Genomic DNA, 14,862 nt, shown 5'->3' with positions numbered 1-14,862 from the left:
GGAACTCCCCCTGAGGGAGGTTCAACCCTTGCCACCCGACGGCACGAGCGGCACGAGCGCCATGGACGGCATGGACGGCATGAGCGGCACCCTGGGTATCGGCGAGCTGGCCGCGCAGGCGCGGACCACGGTCAAGACCGTCCGCTTCTACTCCGACCGGGGTCTGCTGCCCGAAGCCTCGCGCAGCAGCGGCGGCCACCGGCGTTACGGTCCCGGGGCACCGGAGCGGCTGCGCATGATCCGCGCGCTGCGCTCGCTCGGCGTGCCCGTCCCGGAGATCGGGCAAGTCCTCGACCGCGGTGACACCCTGGAGGCCGTGGTGGCACGCCGGTTGGCCGACCTCGGCAGCGAACTCGCCGCCCTGCGCTGGCGCGAGGCCGCGCTGCGGGTGGTGCACGAAGGCGACCCGGCGCAGCTAACGGAGCGCCTGGAACTGATCGGGGCGGTCGGCGTCCCGCCCAGCACCTCCGCCCTCGCGCACTACTGGCGCCGGGTGTTGCCGGTCCGTCTCTCCGCCCGGCTGCGTGGCGCCGTCACCGAGGCGGCCGTCCCACAGCCCTCGGCCGACCCGACTCCTGACCAGGTCCTCGCCTTCGCCCGCCTCCACGCCCTGGCGACGGCCGCCACCGATCACTGCCTCGTGTCCCATCGGCCCGCCACCGCCGCGCACCCGGACCTGCTGTACGACGGTCTGCACGAGGCGTACCTCCTGGTGGCCGCCGCTCTGCGGGCCGACCGCGCCCCGGGTCCGGGCGAGGCGCTGGACTGTTACGTCGCCGCCCACGCCCGCGGCTCCGGTACCCGGGACAGCCCCGCTTTCCGCCGTGCCCTCACGGCTCGCCCCGCCTCGGCGGATCACCCGGTGATGGCCCGCTACTGGGAACTGGCAGCGGAGTTGACACCCGATCCGACCCTCGGCGGGGCCGACCACTGGCTCCGTGAGGCGTTGACCACGAGCGTGGCGGCGGCCTGATCCCCGCCCACCGTTGCGCTCCGACGGGCGGAACCGGCGCGGCGAGAGGCCGTGGGCGCTGCGGAAGTCCTGGCTGAAACATGCCGGGCCGGTGAACCCGGATGCCGGGTCGGCAGGAGCCAGAACCGCGACGACAGCGAGCCGATGTCCGAGCCCACGCCCGAGCCCGTGATCGTCGGACACATGTCCGACTCGTGGATTCCAAGGCCTGGTTCGGCGACAGGCTGGCCGCCGCGAACGCCAACTCCTTAGGATGTAGTTCCTGTTACGGATGCAGCTGGTGCCGATCGAACCGGGGGAACCATGAACACCGACAGGCCGCTGTCCAGGAAGATCGACGCCACCGTTCCGACGGCTGCTCGTATGTACGACCACTATCTGGGCGGCAAGGACAACTACGCCGCGGACCGCGCGGCCTGCGAAGAGCTCGACAAGGTCGTACCCAGCACCCGTCGACTGGCCCTGAACAACCGGCGCTTTCTGCAGCGGGTCGTCAGGACGCTGGCGACGGACCACGGAATCCGGCAGTTCCTGGACCACGGATCCGGTCTCCCCACACAGGACAACGTGCACCAGGTCGCCCAGGGCATCGACCCCGACACACGCGTGATCTACGTCGACAACGATCCCATGGTGCTCGTCCACGGCCGGGCGCTGCTGGAGCAGAACGACCGCACCGCGGTCATCCACGCGGACATGCGGAACACCGACGAGATCTTCTCCCATCCCGACACCCGGCGTCTGATCGACTTCTCACAGCCGGTCGCCGCGCTGTTCAACTCGGTCTTCCACTGTGTCCCCGACAGTGACACCGACGGCCCGCAGGCCGTGGTGCGGCGCGTCAGCGAGCGGCTCGCACCGGGCAGTTTCATGGTGATCTGTCAGCTGGTCAGCGAGGATCCCGAGGTCCGGGACTTCGTCACCGACTTCATGGATCAGGCGACGCAGGGCCACTGGGGACGCGTACGCCAGGAGAAGGACGTGGCAGCGCTGTTCGACGGCATGGAGATCCTGGAGCCGGGCCTGGTCGAGGTCTCCACCTGGCGCCCCGACAGCGACGTGAGGACGCGGCAACTCTCCCAGGAATGGATTGAGTTCGGCGGTCTGGGCCGGCTTCCCTAAGGGCTGTCCCGTAATCCCCGGTGGATCGGCGCGCGGCGTCAGATGCGGTGCATCGCAAGGCGGAGGGTCGTCCTCATACTGGGCGTATTCGGGCGATCCGACAACGCAGCGAGGTGCCGTAGCTGTCGTCGTGCGCCCGCCGGGGATCACGGGACCGCCCTTAGCGGTCGGGAGGCGGGCTACTCGGACCCGTAGCGCTGCTCCATCGTGGTCCGCAGCATCTGCAGGGAGTCACGTGGCGTCAGGGCCTCGTCGGCCAGCCGGTCGAGCGTGAGCCGGTATTCCTCGGTCTCGTCGCGGTCTTCGAGGAAGTGGGCGCTTCTGATGTGTTCCAGGTAGACGACGTCCGGCAGGTCGAGTCCGCCGAACCGCAGATAGGTGATCGGTATGGCGGGCGCCGAGGCGTTCGTGACGTCCAGGGGCACGATCTGCAGCACCACATGCGGGCGTTGAGCCATGTCGACGAGGTGGGCGAGCTGCTCGCGCATGGCTTCCCGGCTGCCCAGCACACGCAGCAGGACGGACTCGTCGATGATCGCCCACAGCTGCGGCGCTTCCGCCCGGTGCAGCAACTGAGCGCGGCGCATCCGCAGTTCGACCCTGCGGTGCACCTCGGCGGCCGGTGCGTTCGGCAGGCCCCGTTCCACCACGGCCCGGGTGTAGGCCGGCATCTGCAGCAGACCGGGCACGTACTGGATCTCGAAGGTCCGGATGGCGGCGGCCGCTTCCTGCAGGCCCACCAGCCGCTCGAACCACTCGGGCATGAGGCGCTTGTCGTAACGCTGCCACCAGCCGGGTTCGCCGGCCCGGTGCAGCAGCTTGAGGAGTACCGAGGCTTCGTACGCGTCGGTGCCGTACAGCCGCAGCAGGGCGCGTACGTCGGTCTCGGTCGGAGGCTTGCGGCCCTTGCCCGACTCGATGCGTGAGAGCTTGGCGCCGCTGAAGCCCAGGGAGCGCGCGGCCTGGTCCTGAGCGAGGCCGGCGTCCTCCCGGAATCCCGAGAGCTGGACGCCGACCAGCATCTTCAGCAGAGTCGGAGCCGGCTCGGAACGCTCAAGATAGGATTCGAGCCGTGCGACGCGCGGCGACTCGGCGACCATCTTCGACTCCCCCGCAATCCGGCACAAGGACGGCAACAGTATCGCACCGGACCGCGCGGCATCCCATCCCCCGTCAGTGGTCAGGATGTTGGGCCGGTGACCGGCGGCTCACAGCAGATGGTCGAACTCGCCGTCCTTCGCTCCCGCCAGGAAGGCCGCCAGCTCCGCGGACGTGTAGACGAGCGCGGGCCCCTCGGGGTCACGGGAGTTGCGCACGGCGACGCCCCCGTCGATCCGGGCGACCTCGACGCAGTTTCCCTCGGCATTGCTGTGGCGGCTCTTGGTCCAGCTGACGTCCAGCGAGCTGGCCCGTATCCCGTTCTCCACCTGTGGCACCGCGTCTCCTTGCTGTTCCGGTTGTCGCCCTGCACCGAGCCGAGCCGAAGCCCGGCGGCGTCGACCTAGCGTCTTCGGCCAAACTTCACGCAATTTCGCGTGCAATTGCACACGGCCGTGTTCAGTGTGGATAATAACTGCAGCGCCGACAACCCCAGCCAGGGCATCGCGTCCTGACGTCACATCAGGGAGATGACGTGTTGTCACCTGCGCGTCCAGAGCCCCCGTCGCTGCGGCCGACCGCATCGCCGGCAGGCGGCCTGGGCAGGTTCACCGGACTTCCGGCGCGACCGCCTCTGATGGCCGGCGGGGCAGTCGTATCGGAAGTCGCATACATCCGTGGACACCTGGGGCGCGGTACGTCCCTTCGGACCCCCGCTCCGAACGGGTTCACCGCCCCCGCCATCCAACCGATACGACACGCCGGAAAGGCCTTACCCCATGCATAGCGTTCCGCCGCAGCAGCCGAGGACCGGGCAGCGAGGACAAGAGCTGGCCCGGACAGGAAGGGCGTCGACCACGCCCCTGACGGCCATGGGCCACGTCCCCTGGAACCGGCTGCGGGACTCCACGGGCTGCGCGACCGCCATCCCCCTGCTCCTCAGCAGTGTCGCCTGGGGCGACGCGGAGACCGCGGCGACGGCGCTCAAGGAACTGCGAGAACGCGTCTGCCAGTACGGCTTCGTCGTGGAGCAGGCGACCGCCGCCACGGTCCCCTTCCTCTGGGAGCTCGCGCAGCTGCCCCAGGTGACCTGCCGGGCGCGGATCCTGCAGCTGCTCAAGAACATCGCCGACACCCGGCAGTGGGAGAGCATCGCGGACGCCTATCCGAAGCTGCTCAACCACCGCGAGAACCCGGCCGTGTGGGAGCGTGCGGCGAGGGAGGCCGTCCATGCCCATCAGGACGCGCTCGACGTGCTGGTGTCGGAGGACGACACGGAGATCGCGCACGCCACGACGGAACTAGCGCGCACGCTGGGCAGACAGACCTGCTGAACACGCGTCTCGCTGTCCGGCCAGATGGACTTCCGGGCCGCCTCGCGCCGCTGCTGCCGCTTGCCCAGCGGGGCCTTTGAGGGATCTTCGGCGGTGGACCGCAGGTTCTGGCAGCCGTCTCCGCGTGCCGTCGGCCAGGCCTCGGTCACAGTCTAGGCCGCCACCTCGGCCGCCGTCTCGGCACGTTCGGTCGCGTCGAGGAACGCCTCCCCCATTTCCCCGAGCCAGGCGCGGCCCACCGGTCAGCACCGAGCCCGTCGAAGACGACTCGAACGGTGATACGGACGGTACGAGTACGCATCGGGCGACCGCAACGAGCCGCGTGGGTGGCGTTCCACCGCATGTGTGCGCGTGCCCGCGGACCGCGACAGGCCAGTCATGTCCTTGTCATTTCTCTGGACAGTCGCCGTGTGCCGTGCTGTGATGCCGCACACCGCGTTTTCCAACGTTGTACAGCCGCTGTTCCGCCGCTGTTCCGCCGCTCACGGCCGATGTCCGACCGTCCTCCAGGCGGCCGTCGGAGCCGTCGGCGGCCACTTCCTCTCCCCCAACAGGAAGCAGTGACATGCCGATCGACAGACGCCACCTGCTGCGCACCGGCAGCCTCGCGCTCGGTGCGGGCGCACCCCTGATGAACACAGGACCCGTCGCCGCCACGCCCCGGGCGACCGCTGCGGCGGCCGACGACATGGCCGCCGACGTGGCCGCCGACGCCTTTCTCCGGCTGAAACCGGGCAGCATCGTCCCGCGCGGCTGGCTGGCCGGTCAGCTGCGGCTCCAACTGGAAGGACTCTGCGGCCGTCTCACCGAGAAGTCCCACTTCCTGGATTTCGCCACCAGCGGCTGGGTCCACCCCGAGAACAGCGCCTGGGAGGAAGTGCCGTACTGGCTGCGCGGTTACGTGCCGCTGGCCGTCGCCACCCGTGACGCCGCCGCGCTGGACCGGGCGCGGCGCTGGATCGACGCGATTCTCGCCACCCAGCAGAACGACGGCTTCTTCGGACCGCGCGCACTGCGCACCGCGCTCAACGGCGGCCCCGACTTCTGGCCCTTCCTCCCTCTCCTCCAGGCGCTGCGCAGCTTCGAGGAGTTCACCGGCGACACCCGCGTCGTCCCCTTCCTCACCCGGTTCCTCCGGTACGTGAACACGCAGGGCAAGGGCGCCTTCGACACCAGCTGGGTGTCGCAGCGGTGGGGCGACTGCATGGACATCGCGCTGTGGCTGTACCGCCGGACGCCCGAGCCCTTCCTCCTCGACCTGGTCGACAAGATGCACACGTGGGGTGCCGACTGGACCGGTGCGCTGCCGAACGCCCACAACGTCAACATCGCACAGGGTTTCCGCGAACCGGCCCAGTACGCGCAGCGCTCCGGTTCGGCGGAGCACACCCGCGCCAGCTATCGCACGTACACGGACCTCCTCGCGGCGCACGGCCAGTTCGCCGGTGGGGGCTTCGCGGGTGACGAGAACATCCGGCCCGGGTTCGGTGATCCCCGGCAGGGCTTCGAGACCTGCGGTGTCGTGGAGTTCATGGCCAGCCACGAGTTGCTCACGCGCGTCACCGGAGACCCGCTCTGGGCCGACCGGTGCGAGGAGCTGGCCTTCAACATGCTGCCCGCGTCCCTGGACCCCGAGGGCAAGGGGGTGCACTACGTGACCAGCGCCAACAGCGTGGACCTGGACAACTCCCGCAAGACGCAGGGTCAGTTCCAGAACGCCTTCGCCATGCAGTCCTACCAGCCCGGCATCGACCAGTACCGCTGCTGCCCGCACAACTACGGCATGGGATGGCCCTACTTCGCCGAGGAACTCTGGCTCGGCACACCGGACGGCGGCCTCGCCGCAGCCATGTACGCGGCCTGCCAGGTCACGACGAAGGTGGCAGGGGGCACCTCGGTCACCGTCACCGAGACCACCGACTACCCGTTCGGCGAGACGGTCGACTTCGTCGTCTCCACACCGCGTTCCGTCCGCTTCCCCTTCCTGCTGCGGATACCCGGCTGGTGCGCGGCGCCCCGCCTGTGGATCAACGGAAAGAGCGTGCCGGCGCGGAGCGGACCGGCTTTCGTACGGGTGGAACGCACCTGGGCCGACGGCGACCGTGTCTCCCTGCGTCTGCCGCAGAGCACGACCGTTCGCACCTGGCCCGGCAACCGGGACTCGGTCGGCGTGAGCCACGGTCCGCTCGCCTACGCCCTGCGCATCGGCGAGAGATACGTCCGCTACGGCGGCGACACGGCCTTCCCCGAGTACGAGGTCCATGCCACGACCCCCTGGAACTACGGGCTGGTGCCCGACGGAAGCCTGGTGGTGCACCGCGCTTCGGGGCCGGTCGCCGCCAATCCGTTCACACAGTCGGCCGTCCCTGTCTCGATCACGGCGCAGGCACGCCGGGTCCCCGAGTGGATCGCCGACGACGAGCACGTGGTGGCTCCGTTGCAGCGGAGCCCGGCCCGGTCCGCAGGTGCGGTGGAGCAGGTCACACTGATCCCCATGGGCGCGGCCCGGCTCCGCATCGCGTCCTTTCCGACCGCCTCCCCCGACGGCACACCCTGGCAGCCCGAGGCCCCGTACCGGCGGATCCGCAACAAGCACAGCGGGAAGGTGCTCGCCGTGGACGGCATGTCCACCGAGAACAGCGCCCACGTGGTGCAGTTCGACAACTCGGGGACCGGGGACCATGCCTGGCAGGTCCTGGGCCGGGACGACGGGTGGTCGCTGATCCGCAACGGCCACAGCGGGAAGGTCCTGGGCGTCGACCTCATGTCCACCCAGGACAGCGCGCACGTCGTCCAGTTCGAGGACAACGGCACCGACGACCACCTGTGGCAGTTCGTCGACGCGGGGAACGGCTGGTTCCTGATCCGCAACAAAAACAGTGGGAAGGTGCTGGGAGTGGACGGCATGTCCACCCAGAACAGCGCCCATGTCGTCCAATTCGAGGACAACGGCACCGACGACCACCTGTGGCAGTTCGCCTGACCGGTATCCCCGCCGATACCGAGCGGTTCACAAGAGAACCGCTCGGCTCCGCGCGCCGTCTTGATGGTCGAGGCGGAACTGCGACGAGAGATGACTCGTGGGGCCGCTGAGGCACATGCATGTACACAGGAAAGGCTGTTGAAGTGGTGTTAGTGGATCAAAGGGCGAGACGGATCAGCTCGATCGCGGGAGCGACGCTGGCGGCGGTCGTTGCTCTCGGGGGATGTTCGAGCGATACGGACTCCGACTCGGAGAAGAAGTCGACCGCGAGCGGCTCACCCGCGGCCGATGAGAAGAAGCCGGACTCGGACGCCTCGGCATCGTCACCGGCTTCGGCCGCCGACCGGACCACCCCCGAGGGAGCTGTCGCCGCGTGGGTCACCGCGGTCATCAAGCAGCAGCCCAAGGATGCCTGCCTGGTGATGGCGGAACCGGCCAAGGGCTCGACGCCCGCCAAGGTCGGCAGTGAGGAGACCTGCGGCGACGACGCCCCGGACCGGAAGCAGATCGACGCGACCGTCAAGCAGCTCGGTGAGTCGTTCACACCCGAGCCGCCCTCCGCGGACCCGAAGGTGGAGGTCGCCAAGGCCTCGGCCGCCGGCGACACCGTCGAGTACCCCGCCGACAAGATCACCGTCGACGGACAGACACTCGAAAAGATCGTCCTGTCCCACTCCACCGGAGTGACGGCGGACCAGCTGGACATCAAGGTCCAGTCCAGCAAGATCGAGGACTCCTGGTACGTGACGAACCTCGACTTCGACCTCGGCTGAGGCTGCCTTAGGTCCTGTCGACCGTGTGCCCGCCTCATCTCCACGTCCCTCGTCGTGGGCACGAGGCGGGCATGTCCGACGGACGGGACGGATGGACGGCCCGGCGACCGCCGGCGTGCCGTCGAGCCACGCAGCGGATTCCGTGAGCGCCGGTCCACGACTACGCGATGGCCGATGCGGGAAGGTCGCTCCTGTAGAACTGCCCTTCGGAGAAGGAGCACAGGATGCAGAACCGGCCCGAAGACATCCCGGCGCAGCCCGAACCGCAGGCGCCGCCTCCACCCGGCTCCACGGCTGCGGGTGGCTCCACCACCGGGCCCGGCTCCGCGCCCCCGCCCGGCTCCACCGCTCCGCCGGCGGACCAGCTCGCACCCGCGGCCCAGCCGCAGACGGAGACGCAGGTCCAGCCCGAGGCACACGCACAGGCAGACCGGTCGCAGGCACAGCATCCGCCGTCCTCGCCACCCCCGCCCCCGCCGCCGAGGCCCGAGCCCGCGGTGGTGCCGTACCAGAGCACACAGCCGACGAACAGTTACGGCTACGGGCTCCCTCCCGCCTACCCACCGGCGCAGCAGTACCCGTACGGGCAACCACCGGGGTCTCCCCCGCCGCCCGGTGGCAAGGGCACCGCCGGGCGCGCCGTGCTGTGGGCGGCGGTGGGCGCGGTCGTCGCCTCGGCCCTGTGGGCCGGCGGGCTCTTCCTCCTCGGCCCGCTCGACGGCGATGCGGATCTGGCGGGATACCGCGCCAGGGCCAACCTCTGCTCCTCGGTCGACTACGACTCGCTCAGAACCGAGTACACCGAGGAGGACGACGCCCCCACGCACAACGCGCTGAAGCACAAGGCCATCGATCAGAGCTACTGCAGCATCTCCCTGAAGAAGACGTCGACCTCGTCGTACGCGGACGCGTATCTCTCCGTACAGATGGATCTCCACAAGGAGACCGACCCCTCCGCCGAGTTCACCGCTCTGTGGTCCGAGTACGGCCAGCGTTACGACGACTACGAGGTGGCGAAGGTGTCCGGTTTCGGTGACGAGGCCTATCTGGTGACCGAGGACACCACGGCCGGCTCGGGGGTCGGCGGCAGCCGGGCGGTGATTCTCGCGGTGCGCGAGGGCTGGATGACGTACCAGATGAGCTGGAACGTCTACACGACCTCCTACGAGACGACTTCACCGCCCGAGATCGGCGAGGTCTCGCGGTGGGTGAAGTCCGACACGCGGTCGACACTGGAGAACCTCCGGTCGGACTGACCGAGTACCGCTCTCCAGGCGCCGAGCCGACAAGCCCGCGGGGCCGAAGTCCCTGACTACTGAGCCGCGCCTGGCGGGCCCGGCCGGCCCGCAGGCGGGATCTGCAGCGTGGGCGGGTCCCCCCGGGGCGCCTCCAGCGCGGCGCGCAGGGAGTCGACGGAACCGCGGCCGATACGCAGCGCGAGCGCGTCTTCGAGTGCCGCAAGGACGGAAACGGCTTCGAGGTGCGCCGCCGCGCCCTCACCGGTGCGGCGGATCAGCCGCCGACGCGCGGAGGAGGGATCGGGGACCTGTTCGAGCAGCCCCATGCCGATGAGGCTGTGCACGGCCTGATGCGCGGTCTGGCGGGTGACGCCCATGCGCCGGGCCAGCTCGGAGACCGTGGTGCCCTTCTCGTCCAGCGCGGCGAACAGCTGGGCCTGTGTAAGAGAGATAAGCGCCATCCCCGCCCGCTCCAAGGTCGCCACCAACGCCTCGTCGAACCAGCGGCGGGCGTCGAGGAGCAGCTGCGGGAGGGGAGTGCCAGCGGACTTCATGGGTTCCTCAGGAAAGACGCACAGGGGATTCGAGCTTAAGGGCTGTCCCGTGGGCCGGGGGTTGCCACGCGACCAATCCGCATGTCAGGCTACCTGACATACGGATCCGACCGCGTCCTCCGTGAGCCACCCCCGGGAGAGAACATGACCGCTGAATTCGCCACCCGCCACCGTTCCGTCTCACGGATTCCCTCCGATCCGGGCAAGCCGTACTTCATCGAGAAGGGCATGGGGGACCGCGCCCACCTGTTCGGCGACCTCTTCACCATCTACGCGGGCGGTGAGCAGACCGAGAACACGTTCAACTTCTTCACCGCCGAGGGCCCCAAGGGCGACATCATCCCGGCCCACTCGCACCCGGACACCTACGAGGTCTTCTACATCGCCGACGGCGCGGTGCGCCTGTTCGTCGAGGACACCGCGGGCGAGCAGTACGAGAAGCTGCTGACCGCCGGCGACTTCGGCTTCGTACCCAAGAACTGTCCGCACGCCTACCGCATCGAGCGGCATCACAGCCGCATCGTCGGCGTGGCGGCCGGCCCCGGCGGCACCTTCGAGCGGTTCTTCGAGAACCTGGGCACTCCCACCGAGGAACTGGGCCTGCCGCAGCGGCCCTTCGTGCCCGAGCCGCACAAGTTCGGCTCCGTCCCCCAGCAGTACGACGTGCGCTTCCTGCCCGACCACCAGTGGCGTACGCGGGGATGAGCGGCATGCCCTATCTCAAGGCGCTCGCGGCCGGGCTGCTCGTCGGCGCTCTCTACGCGATGATGCGGGTCAGGTCCCCGGCGCCGCCGCCGATCGCGCTGTTCGGTCTCCTTGGCATGCTGCTCGGCCAGGCACTCCTGGCGGCACTGTGAACGCCCCGAAGGCCGTCCCGAGGGCCGTCCCGGAGACCGCCCCGAGGACTGCCCCGAGATTCGTCCTGAGATTCGTCCGCGCCGGACACTTCACCCGACACGCCGCCCTCGCCCTCGTCGCGGGAGCGCTGATGGGCGCTGTCTACTGGGCCCTGTCCGTCCCCTCCCCCGCGCCTCCGCTGCTCGGCCTGACCGGGCTCGCGGGCATCGTCGCGGGTGAACGGATCGTCACCGCGGTCCGCAACCGGCCCTCCCGCCGCCGTCCGGTGTCCTGCGCCGCAGACAGCTCCGCCGCTTCGCCCACCACCTCCCAGGAGCCCACTCATGACAGCCCCTGAAGCCCCGCGACTCATCGACGTGCACGCCCACTTCGTCACCGAGTCCTACGTCCGGCAGGCCAGGGCCGCCGGACACGAACTGCCCGACGGCATGCCGGGCTGGCCCGCCTGGTCGCCCGACGCCCACCTGGACCTGATGGACCGCTGCGGTATCGGCACCGCGATGCTGTCGCTCTCCTCCCCCGGTGTGCACTTCGGTGACGATGCCGCGGCCGGGCGCCTGGCTCGCGAGGTCAACGAGGAGAGCGCACAGGTGGTACGCGAACACCCGGGCCGGTTCGGCCTGTTCGCCTCGCTGCCCCTGCCCGACGTCGACGGTGCCCTCGACGAGATCGCGTACGCCTTCGACACCCTCGGAGCCGACGGGGTGGTCCTGGAGACCAACACCCATGGTGTCTACCTCGGGGACGCGCGACTGGAGCCGGTCTTCGCGGAGCTCGCCCGGCGCGACGCCGTGGTCTTCCTCCACCCCACCTCCCCAGTGTGCTGGCAGCAGTCCGCGCTCGGACGGCCGCGCCCCATGGTGGAGTTCGTCTTCGACACCGCTCGGACCGTCACGGACCTGCTGTTCGCGGGCACCCTCGAACGCCACCCCGACCTGAAGGTCGTCGTCCCCCACTGCGGCGGCGCCCTGCCCGTACTCGCCGACCGCGTCAACGGCTTCATGAAGCTGTTCATGCCGGACGACCAAGGTGCTCCCGACGCCCTCGCCCAACTGCGCCGCCTTCACTACGATCTCGCCGGCACCCCGTTCCCCCGCCAGGTCCCCGCGCTCCTGAGCCTGGTCGACCCCGACCGACTGCTGTACGGCAGCGACTACTGCTGGACCCCGCCCGCCGCCGCCGAAGCCCACGTCGCCTCGGTCGACGCGGCCCCCATCCCGGACGCGGCTTCCGCTTCGGCTTCGGCTTCGGCTTCGGGCGAAGGCGTCACCTGGCGCTCCCTGACCACAGCCAACGCGCAACGCCTGCTCCCCCGCCTCGCCCGCTGAAGCCCGTTTCGCCGAAGCTCCCGTCGCGAAAAGCTCCGTTCACCGAAGCCCCGCTCATCGAGCCGCCGCTCCCGGCTGCGGACCCCGACCCCGGAGGAACCCATGTCCCTGGCACCCGACCTCGCCGCGCTCCTCGCCCCGCCCGACCCTGTCCGGCTGCCCCTGCCGCCCGCGGCCCTGCCCACTCCCGGCGTACGACTGCTGCGCGGCGTCCCCTATCTGGTGCCCGACGGCCACCGTCCCCTGGAACTGGACCTGTGGCTCCCCGAGAAGCCGACAGGGCCGCTTCCCGTCATCGTCTTCGTCCACGGCGGCGCCTGGCGCACCGGGCTGCGCGGCGATCCGGGCCCGGCGTTCCGCTCCTGGCGGCCCGGTCCCTTCGCCCGCCTCGTCCAGGCCGGATTCGCCGTAGCCTGCCCCGGCTACCGGCTCAGCGGCGAGGCCGTGCATCCGGCCCAGGTCGACGACCTGTCCGCCGCGTTGGCCTGGCTGCACGCGCGCTCCGGTGAACTCGGGCTGGACACCGCCCGCACCGTCCTGTGGGGCGAGTCCGCGGGCGGGCACCTGGCCGCCCTGCTCGCTCTCACCTCACACCGCCGCAGCCCCTCCGCCCCGCCCGTGACCGGCTGTGTCACGTGGTACGCCCCCACCGATCTCCTCGCACTCGTCAAGGACCCGGCGGACGGGCACACCTTCGCTGCGATGCTGGTCGGCGGTGCTCCGGCGGACGTGCCCGACCGCACCCGCGACGCCAGCCCCCTCCACCACGTCACCGCCGACGCGCCGCCCTTCCTCGTCCTGCACGGCACCGGGGACAACGTCATCCCCAGCGACCAGGGCGTACGGCTGGCCGCCGCGCTGCGGGAGGTCGGAGTGCCGGCCGACCTGCGGCTGATCGACGGGGCCGATCACCTCTGGTACGGCCTTTCCGACGTCGAGGTCGAGCGGTGCTTCACCCTCTCGCTGGACTTCAGCCGGGACCGCACCGCCCGTTCATCCCTCTGACCGTCAGGGCTGGGTGGCGTCCGCCCACCCGGCCGACTGCGGCATGAACCTGTTCCGGGCCGCGTGGGCCGCCATGCGGGCGTCGCGGGTCCGGGCCTCGGGGCCGTCCGGCAGGTGGAACTCGTCGCCCGCCCGCGCGGCCCCGGCCTGCACGCTCGTGGCGGTCGCCAGCCGTCGGCGTACGTACCGGTCGAGTGCGTCGGGCACCTCGGCCGGCGTCGCGTCCGTCAGTACGTCGCCGAGCACGGCCGCGTCCACTACGGCCTGGGCCGCGCCCTGGGCCAGGAACGGCACCATCGCGTGGGCGCTGTCGCCCAGCAGGGTCACGCGTCCGGCGTTCCACCGCTCCAGCGGGGCTCTTGTGTAGATGCCGTAGCGGAGCATCTGCCCGGCGCGTTCCAGGACGCCGAGCACCCGGGAGTCCCAGCCCTCGAACTCGCCCAGCTGCTCTCCCGGTTCGGCCCGCGCGGTCCACGACTCCCGCGTCTGCTCCGCCTCGTCCGCCGTGTGCACGGCCACCACGTTGAGCAGTTCCCCACGGCGTACCCAGTAGTGGACGAAGTGGCGGCTCGGTCCCATCCAGACGGCGAGTTCCGGCAGGTCCAGATCGGCCACCCGGTCGGCCGGGAGCAGCGCCCGGTAGGCGGCGGTCTTCGAGAAGAGCGCCCGGTCCGCGCCGAAGAGCCACTGGCGGGCCGCGGAGCGTATCCCGTCGGCCGCCACGACCAGGTCCGCACTCAGGCGCTCGCCGCTCGCCGTGGTGACATGGGCGGCCGTGTCGTCCTGATCGATTCCGACGACCGTGGTGGCCAGGCGCACCGACGCGGACGGCACCGCGCCGGCCAGTGCCTCGTGCAGATCGGCGCGGTGGAGGAGGAGGTAGGGCGCTCCGAACTCGTTCTCGACCTCGCGTCCCAGTCGGTAGCGGCAGATGTCGGTCCCGTCGGACCAGGTGCGGAAGCACACCTCGGAGGGGCGGTACGCCCGCGCGGCGATCTCGTCCAGCAGGCCCAGCCGCCGCAGTACGCGCGTGGCGTTGGGCGCGAGCTGGATACCCGCGCCGAGCTCGGTGAACCGCGGTGTCTGCTCGACCAGCGTCACCTCATGGCCGGCCCGGCGCAGGCTCAGCGTCGCCGCCAGTCCGCCGATGCCCGCTCCCACGACAATCGCTCTCACGCCGGATCCCCGCCTCGGCCCAGTCGTACACGCTCGTGCATGATGCTCGAAGTCAGGCCATTCAAGCCGCAGTTGACCAGCAGTCATAGGGGGAAGCCCGCGGCTGGCCGCCGCCGGCCATGTCGTCGTGCGTCGCGCGACGGTCGTGCTCGACGAGATCGACGCGGCCGTGTCGCCGACGGTACGCGTCCTGTCCGTGCGCGGCGGGCCCCGGAACAGCGGCGTCCGCCGCCGGCCCGTCTTCCGCACCCGCCGGCCCATCCCGTCACGCGCGTGGCAGCCGCGCTCCGCGCCGCGGCCCGGGTCCGAAACTGGCGCAAACGAGTGTTGCCATTCCGTTTCGTCGCGCAGAGCCTGGGTTGCGCGGGAGCGCTCCCACAGTTTCGACGCACTCCCACAGATCCGGTCCAGACCTGGCCC

The 14,862-nt window shown here is 70.4% G+C and carries 15 protein-coding genes; 11 read left to right on the top strand and 4 right to left on the bottom strand.

The window, feature by feature from the left end:
* Nucleotides 1-28 precede the first annotated feature (28 nt).
* Both ACIOKD_RS25960 and ACIOKD_RS25955 read left to right on the top strand, forming a co-directional pair.
* Nucleotides 29-973, top strand: a complete 945-nt coding sequence (locus ACIOKD_RS25960) for a MerR family transcriptional regulator (protein ID WP_402088479.1) — start codon at nucleotides 29-31, stop codon at nucleotides 971-973.
* A 303-nt stretch (nucleotides 974-1,276) separates the two neighbouring features.
* Nucleotides 1,277-2,095: an SAM-dependent methyltransferase gene (locus ACIOKD_RS25955; protein ID WP_402088476.1), complete on the top strand. Its 819-nt coding sequence runs from the start codon at nucleotides 1,277-1,279 to the stop codon at nucleotides 2,093-2,095.
* A gap of 179 nt (nucleotides 2,096-2,274) precedes the next feature.
* Here the strand turns inward: ACIOKD_RS25955 and ACIOKD_RS25950 are convergent, their stop codons facing one another.
* The gene (locus ACIOKD_RS25950) at nucleotides 2,275-3,195 is read right to left on the bottom strand and encodes a helix-turn-helix domain-containing protein (protein ID WP_402088473.1); all 921 of its coding nucleotides are present in this window, start codon (nucleotides 3,193-3,195) and stop codon (nucleotides 2,275-2,277) included.
* Nucleotides 3,196-3,303: 108 nt separating this feature from the next.
* Nucleotides 3,304-3,531, bottom strand: coding sequence for a DUF397 domain-containing protein (locus tag ACIOKD_RS25945; RefSeq protein WP_189767770.1), 228 nt, complete (start codon nucleotides 3,529-3,531; stop codon nucleotides 3,304-3,306).
* Nucleotides 3,532-3,972: 441 nt separating this feature from the next.
* Between ACIOKD_RS25945 and ACIOKD_RS25940 the strand changes: the two genes are divergently transcribed.
* The 4 genes from ACIOKD_RS25940 (at nucleotide 3,973) to ACIOKD_RS25925 (ending at nucleotide 9,539) form a co-directional block, all read left to right on the top strand.
* Entirely contained in the window at nucleotides 3,973-4,527 is a 555-nt protein-coding gene (locus ACIOKD_RS25940) for a hypothetical protein (RefSeq protein WP_402088468.1), read from the top strand.
* A 565-nt stretch (nucleotides 4,528-5,092) separates the two neighbouring features.
* Nucleotides 5,093-7,510, top strand: coding sequence for a beta-L-arabinofuranosidase domain-containing protein (locus ACIOKD_RS25935; RefSeq protein ID WP_402088465.1), 2,418 nt, complete (start codon nucleotides 5,093-5,095; stop codon nucleotides 7,508-7,510).
* Between the two features lie 152 nt (nucleotides 7,511-7,662).
* Nucleotides 7,663-8,283, top strand: coding sequence for a hypothetical protein (locus tag ACIOKD_RS25930; RefSeq protein ID WP_402088462.1), 621 nt, complete (start codon nucleotides 7,663-7,665; stop codon nucleotides 8,281-8,283).
* Between the two features lie 224 nt (nucleotides 8,284-8,507).
* Nucleotides 8,508-9,539: a hypothetical protein gene (locus tag ACIOKD_RS25925; protein ID WP_402088459.1), complete on the top strand. Its 1,032-nt coding sequence runs from the start codon at nucleotides 8,508-8,510 to the stop codon at nucleotides 9,537-9,539.
* A gap of 56 nt (nucleotides 9,540-9,595) precedes the next feature.
* Here the strand turns inward: ACIOKD_RS25925 and ACIOKD_RS25920 are convergent, their stop codons facing one another.
* Nucleotides 9,596-10,075 carry a MarR family winged helix-turn-helix transcriptional regulator gene (locus ACIOKD_RS25920; protein WP_402088456.1) on the bottom strand — a complete coding sequence of 160 codons (480 nt, stop codon included), beginning with the start codon at nucleotides 10,073-10,075 and terminating at the stop codon, nucleotides 9,596-9,598.
* Between the two features lie 144 nt (nucleotides 10,076-10,219).
* On the opposite strand from ACIOKD_RS25920, the gene ACIOKD_RS25915 reads away from it, so the two are divergent.
* The 5 genes from ACIOKD_RS25915 (at nucleotide 10,220) to ACIOKD_RS25895 (ending at nucleotide 13,266) form a co-directional block, all read left to right on the top strand.
* Nucleotides 10,220-10,780: a quercetin 2,3-dioxygenase gene (locus ACIOKD_RS25915; protein ID WP_402088453.1), complete on the top strand. Its 561-nt coding sequence runs from the start codon at nucleotides 10,220-10,222 to the stop codon at nucleotides 10,778-10,780.
* Between the two features lie 5 nt (nucleotides 10,781-10,785).
* Nucleotides 10,786-10,932 carry a DUF1427 family protein gene (locus ACIOKD_RS25910; protein ID WP_402088450.1) on the top strand — a complete coding sequence of 49 codons (147 nt, stop codon included), beginning with the start codon at nucleotides 10,786-10,788 and terminating at the stop codon, nucleotides 10,930-10,932.
* Nucleotides 10,929-11,270, top strand: a complete 342-nt coding sequence (locus ACIOKD_RS25905) for a XapX domain-containing protein (protein WP_402088447.1) — start codon at nucleotides 10,929-10,931, stop codon at nucleotides 11,268-11,270. The genes ACIOKD_RS25910 and ACIOKD_RS25905 overlap by 4 nt, the downstream gene beginning before the upstream one ends.
* Nucleotides 11,257-12,261, top strand: coding sequence for an amidohydrolase family protein (locus tag ACIOKD_RS25900; protein WP_402088444.1), 1,005 nt, complete (start codon nucleotides 11,257-11,259; stop codon nucleotides 12,259-12,261). The genes ACIOKD_RS25905 and ACIOKD_RS25900 overlap by 14 nt, the downstream gene beginning before the upstream one ends.
* 102 nt (nucleotides 12,262-12,363) lie before the next feature.
* Nucleotides 12,364-13,266, top strand: a complete 903-nt coding sequence (locus ACIOKD_RS25895; RefSeq protein WP_402088441.1) for an alpha/beta hydrolase fold domain-containing protein — start codon at nucleotides 12,364-12,366, stop codon at nucleotides 13,264-13,266.
* A gap of 3 nt (nucleotides 13,267-13,269) precedes the next feature.
* Here ACIOKD_RS25895 and ACIOKD_RS25890 read toward each other — a convergent pair whose 3' ends face one another.
* Nucleotides 13,270-14,442, bottom strand: a complete 1,173-nt coding sequence (locus tag ACIOKD_RS25890; protein ID WP_402088439.1) for an FAD-dependent monooxygenase — start codon at nucleotides 14,440-14,442, stop codon at nucleotides 13,270-13,272.
* Between the last annotated feature and the right edge of the window lie 420 nt (nucleotides 14,443-14,862).

This window comes from Streptomyces sp. NPDC087844, from assembly GCF_044742785.1.
Taxonomy (GTDB): Bacteria; Actinomycetota; Actinomycetes; order Streptomycetales; family Streptomycetaceae; genus Streptomyces.
This window is presented reverse-complemented; position numbering and strand designations above follow the sequence as displayed.

Bases quoted from the DNA above. Each gene is read 5' to 3' on its own strand.
- ACIOKD_RS25955 (WP_402088476.1), top strand. From the start codon at position 1,277: ATGAACACCGACAGGCCGCTGTCCAGGAAGATCGACGCCACCGTTCCG.
- ACIOKD_RS25950 (WP_402088473.1), bottom strand. From the start codon at position 3,195: ATGGTCGCCGAGTCGCCGCGCGTCGCACGGCTCGAATCCTATCTTGAG.
- ACIOKD_RS25940 (WP_402088468.1), top strand. From the start codon at position 3,973: ATGCATAGCGTTCCGCCGCAGCAGCCGAGGACCGGGCAGCGAGGACAA.
- ACIOKD_RS25935 (WP_402088465.1), top strand. From the start codon at position 5,093: ATGCCGATCGACAGACGCCACCTGCTGCGCACCGGCAGCCTCGCGCTC.
- ACIOKD_RS25925 (WP_402088459.1), top strand. From the start codon at position 8,508: ATGCAGAACCGGCCCGAAGACATCCCGGCGCAGCCCGAACCGCAGGCG.
- ACIOKD_RS25920 (WP_402088456.1), bottom strand. From the start codon at position 10,075: ATGAAGTCCGCTGGCACTCCCCTCCCGCAGCTGCTCCTCGACGCCCGC.
- ACIOKD_RS25915 (WP_402088453.1), top strand. From the start codon at position 10,220: ATGACCGCTGAATTCGCCACCCGCCACCGTTCCGTCTCACGGATTCCC.
- ACIOKD_RS25910 (WP_402088450.1), top strand. From the start codon at position 10,786: ATGCCCTATCTCAAGGCGCTCGCGGCCGGGCTGCTCGTCGGCGCTCTC.
- ACIOKD_RS25900 (WP_402088444.1), top strand. From the start codon at position 11,257: ATGACAGCCCCTGAAGCCCCGCGACTCATCGACGTGCACGCCCACTTC.
- ACIOKD_RS25895 (WP_402088441.1), top strand. From the start codon at position 12,364: ATGTCCCTGGCACCCGACCTCGCCGCGCTCCTCGCCCCGCCCGACCCT.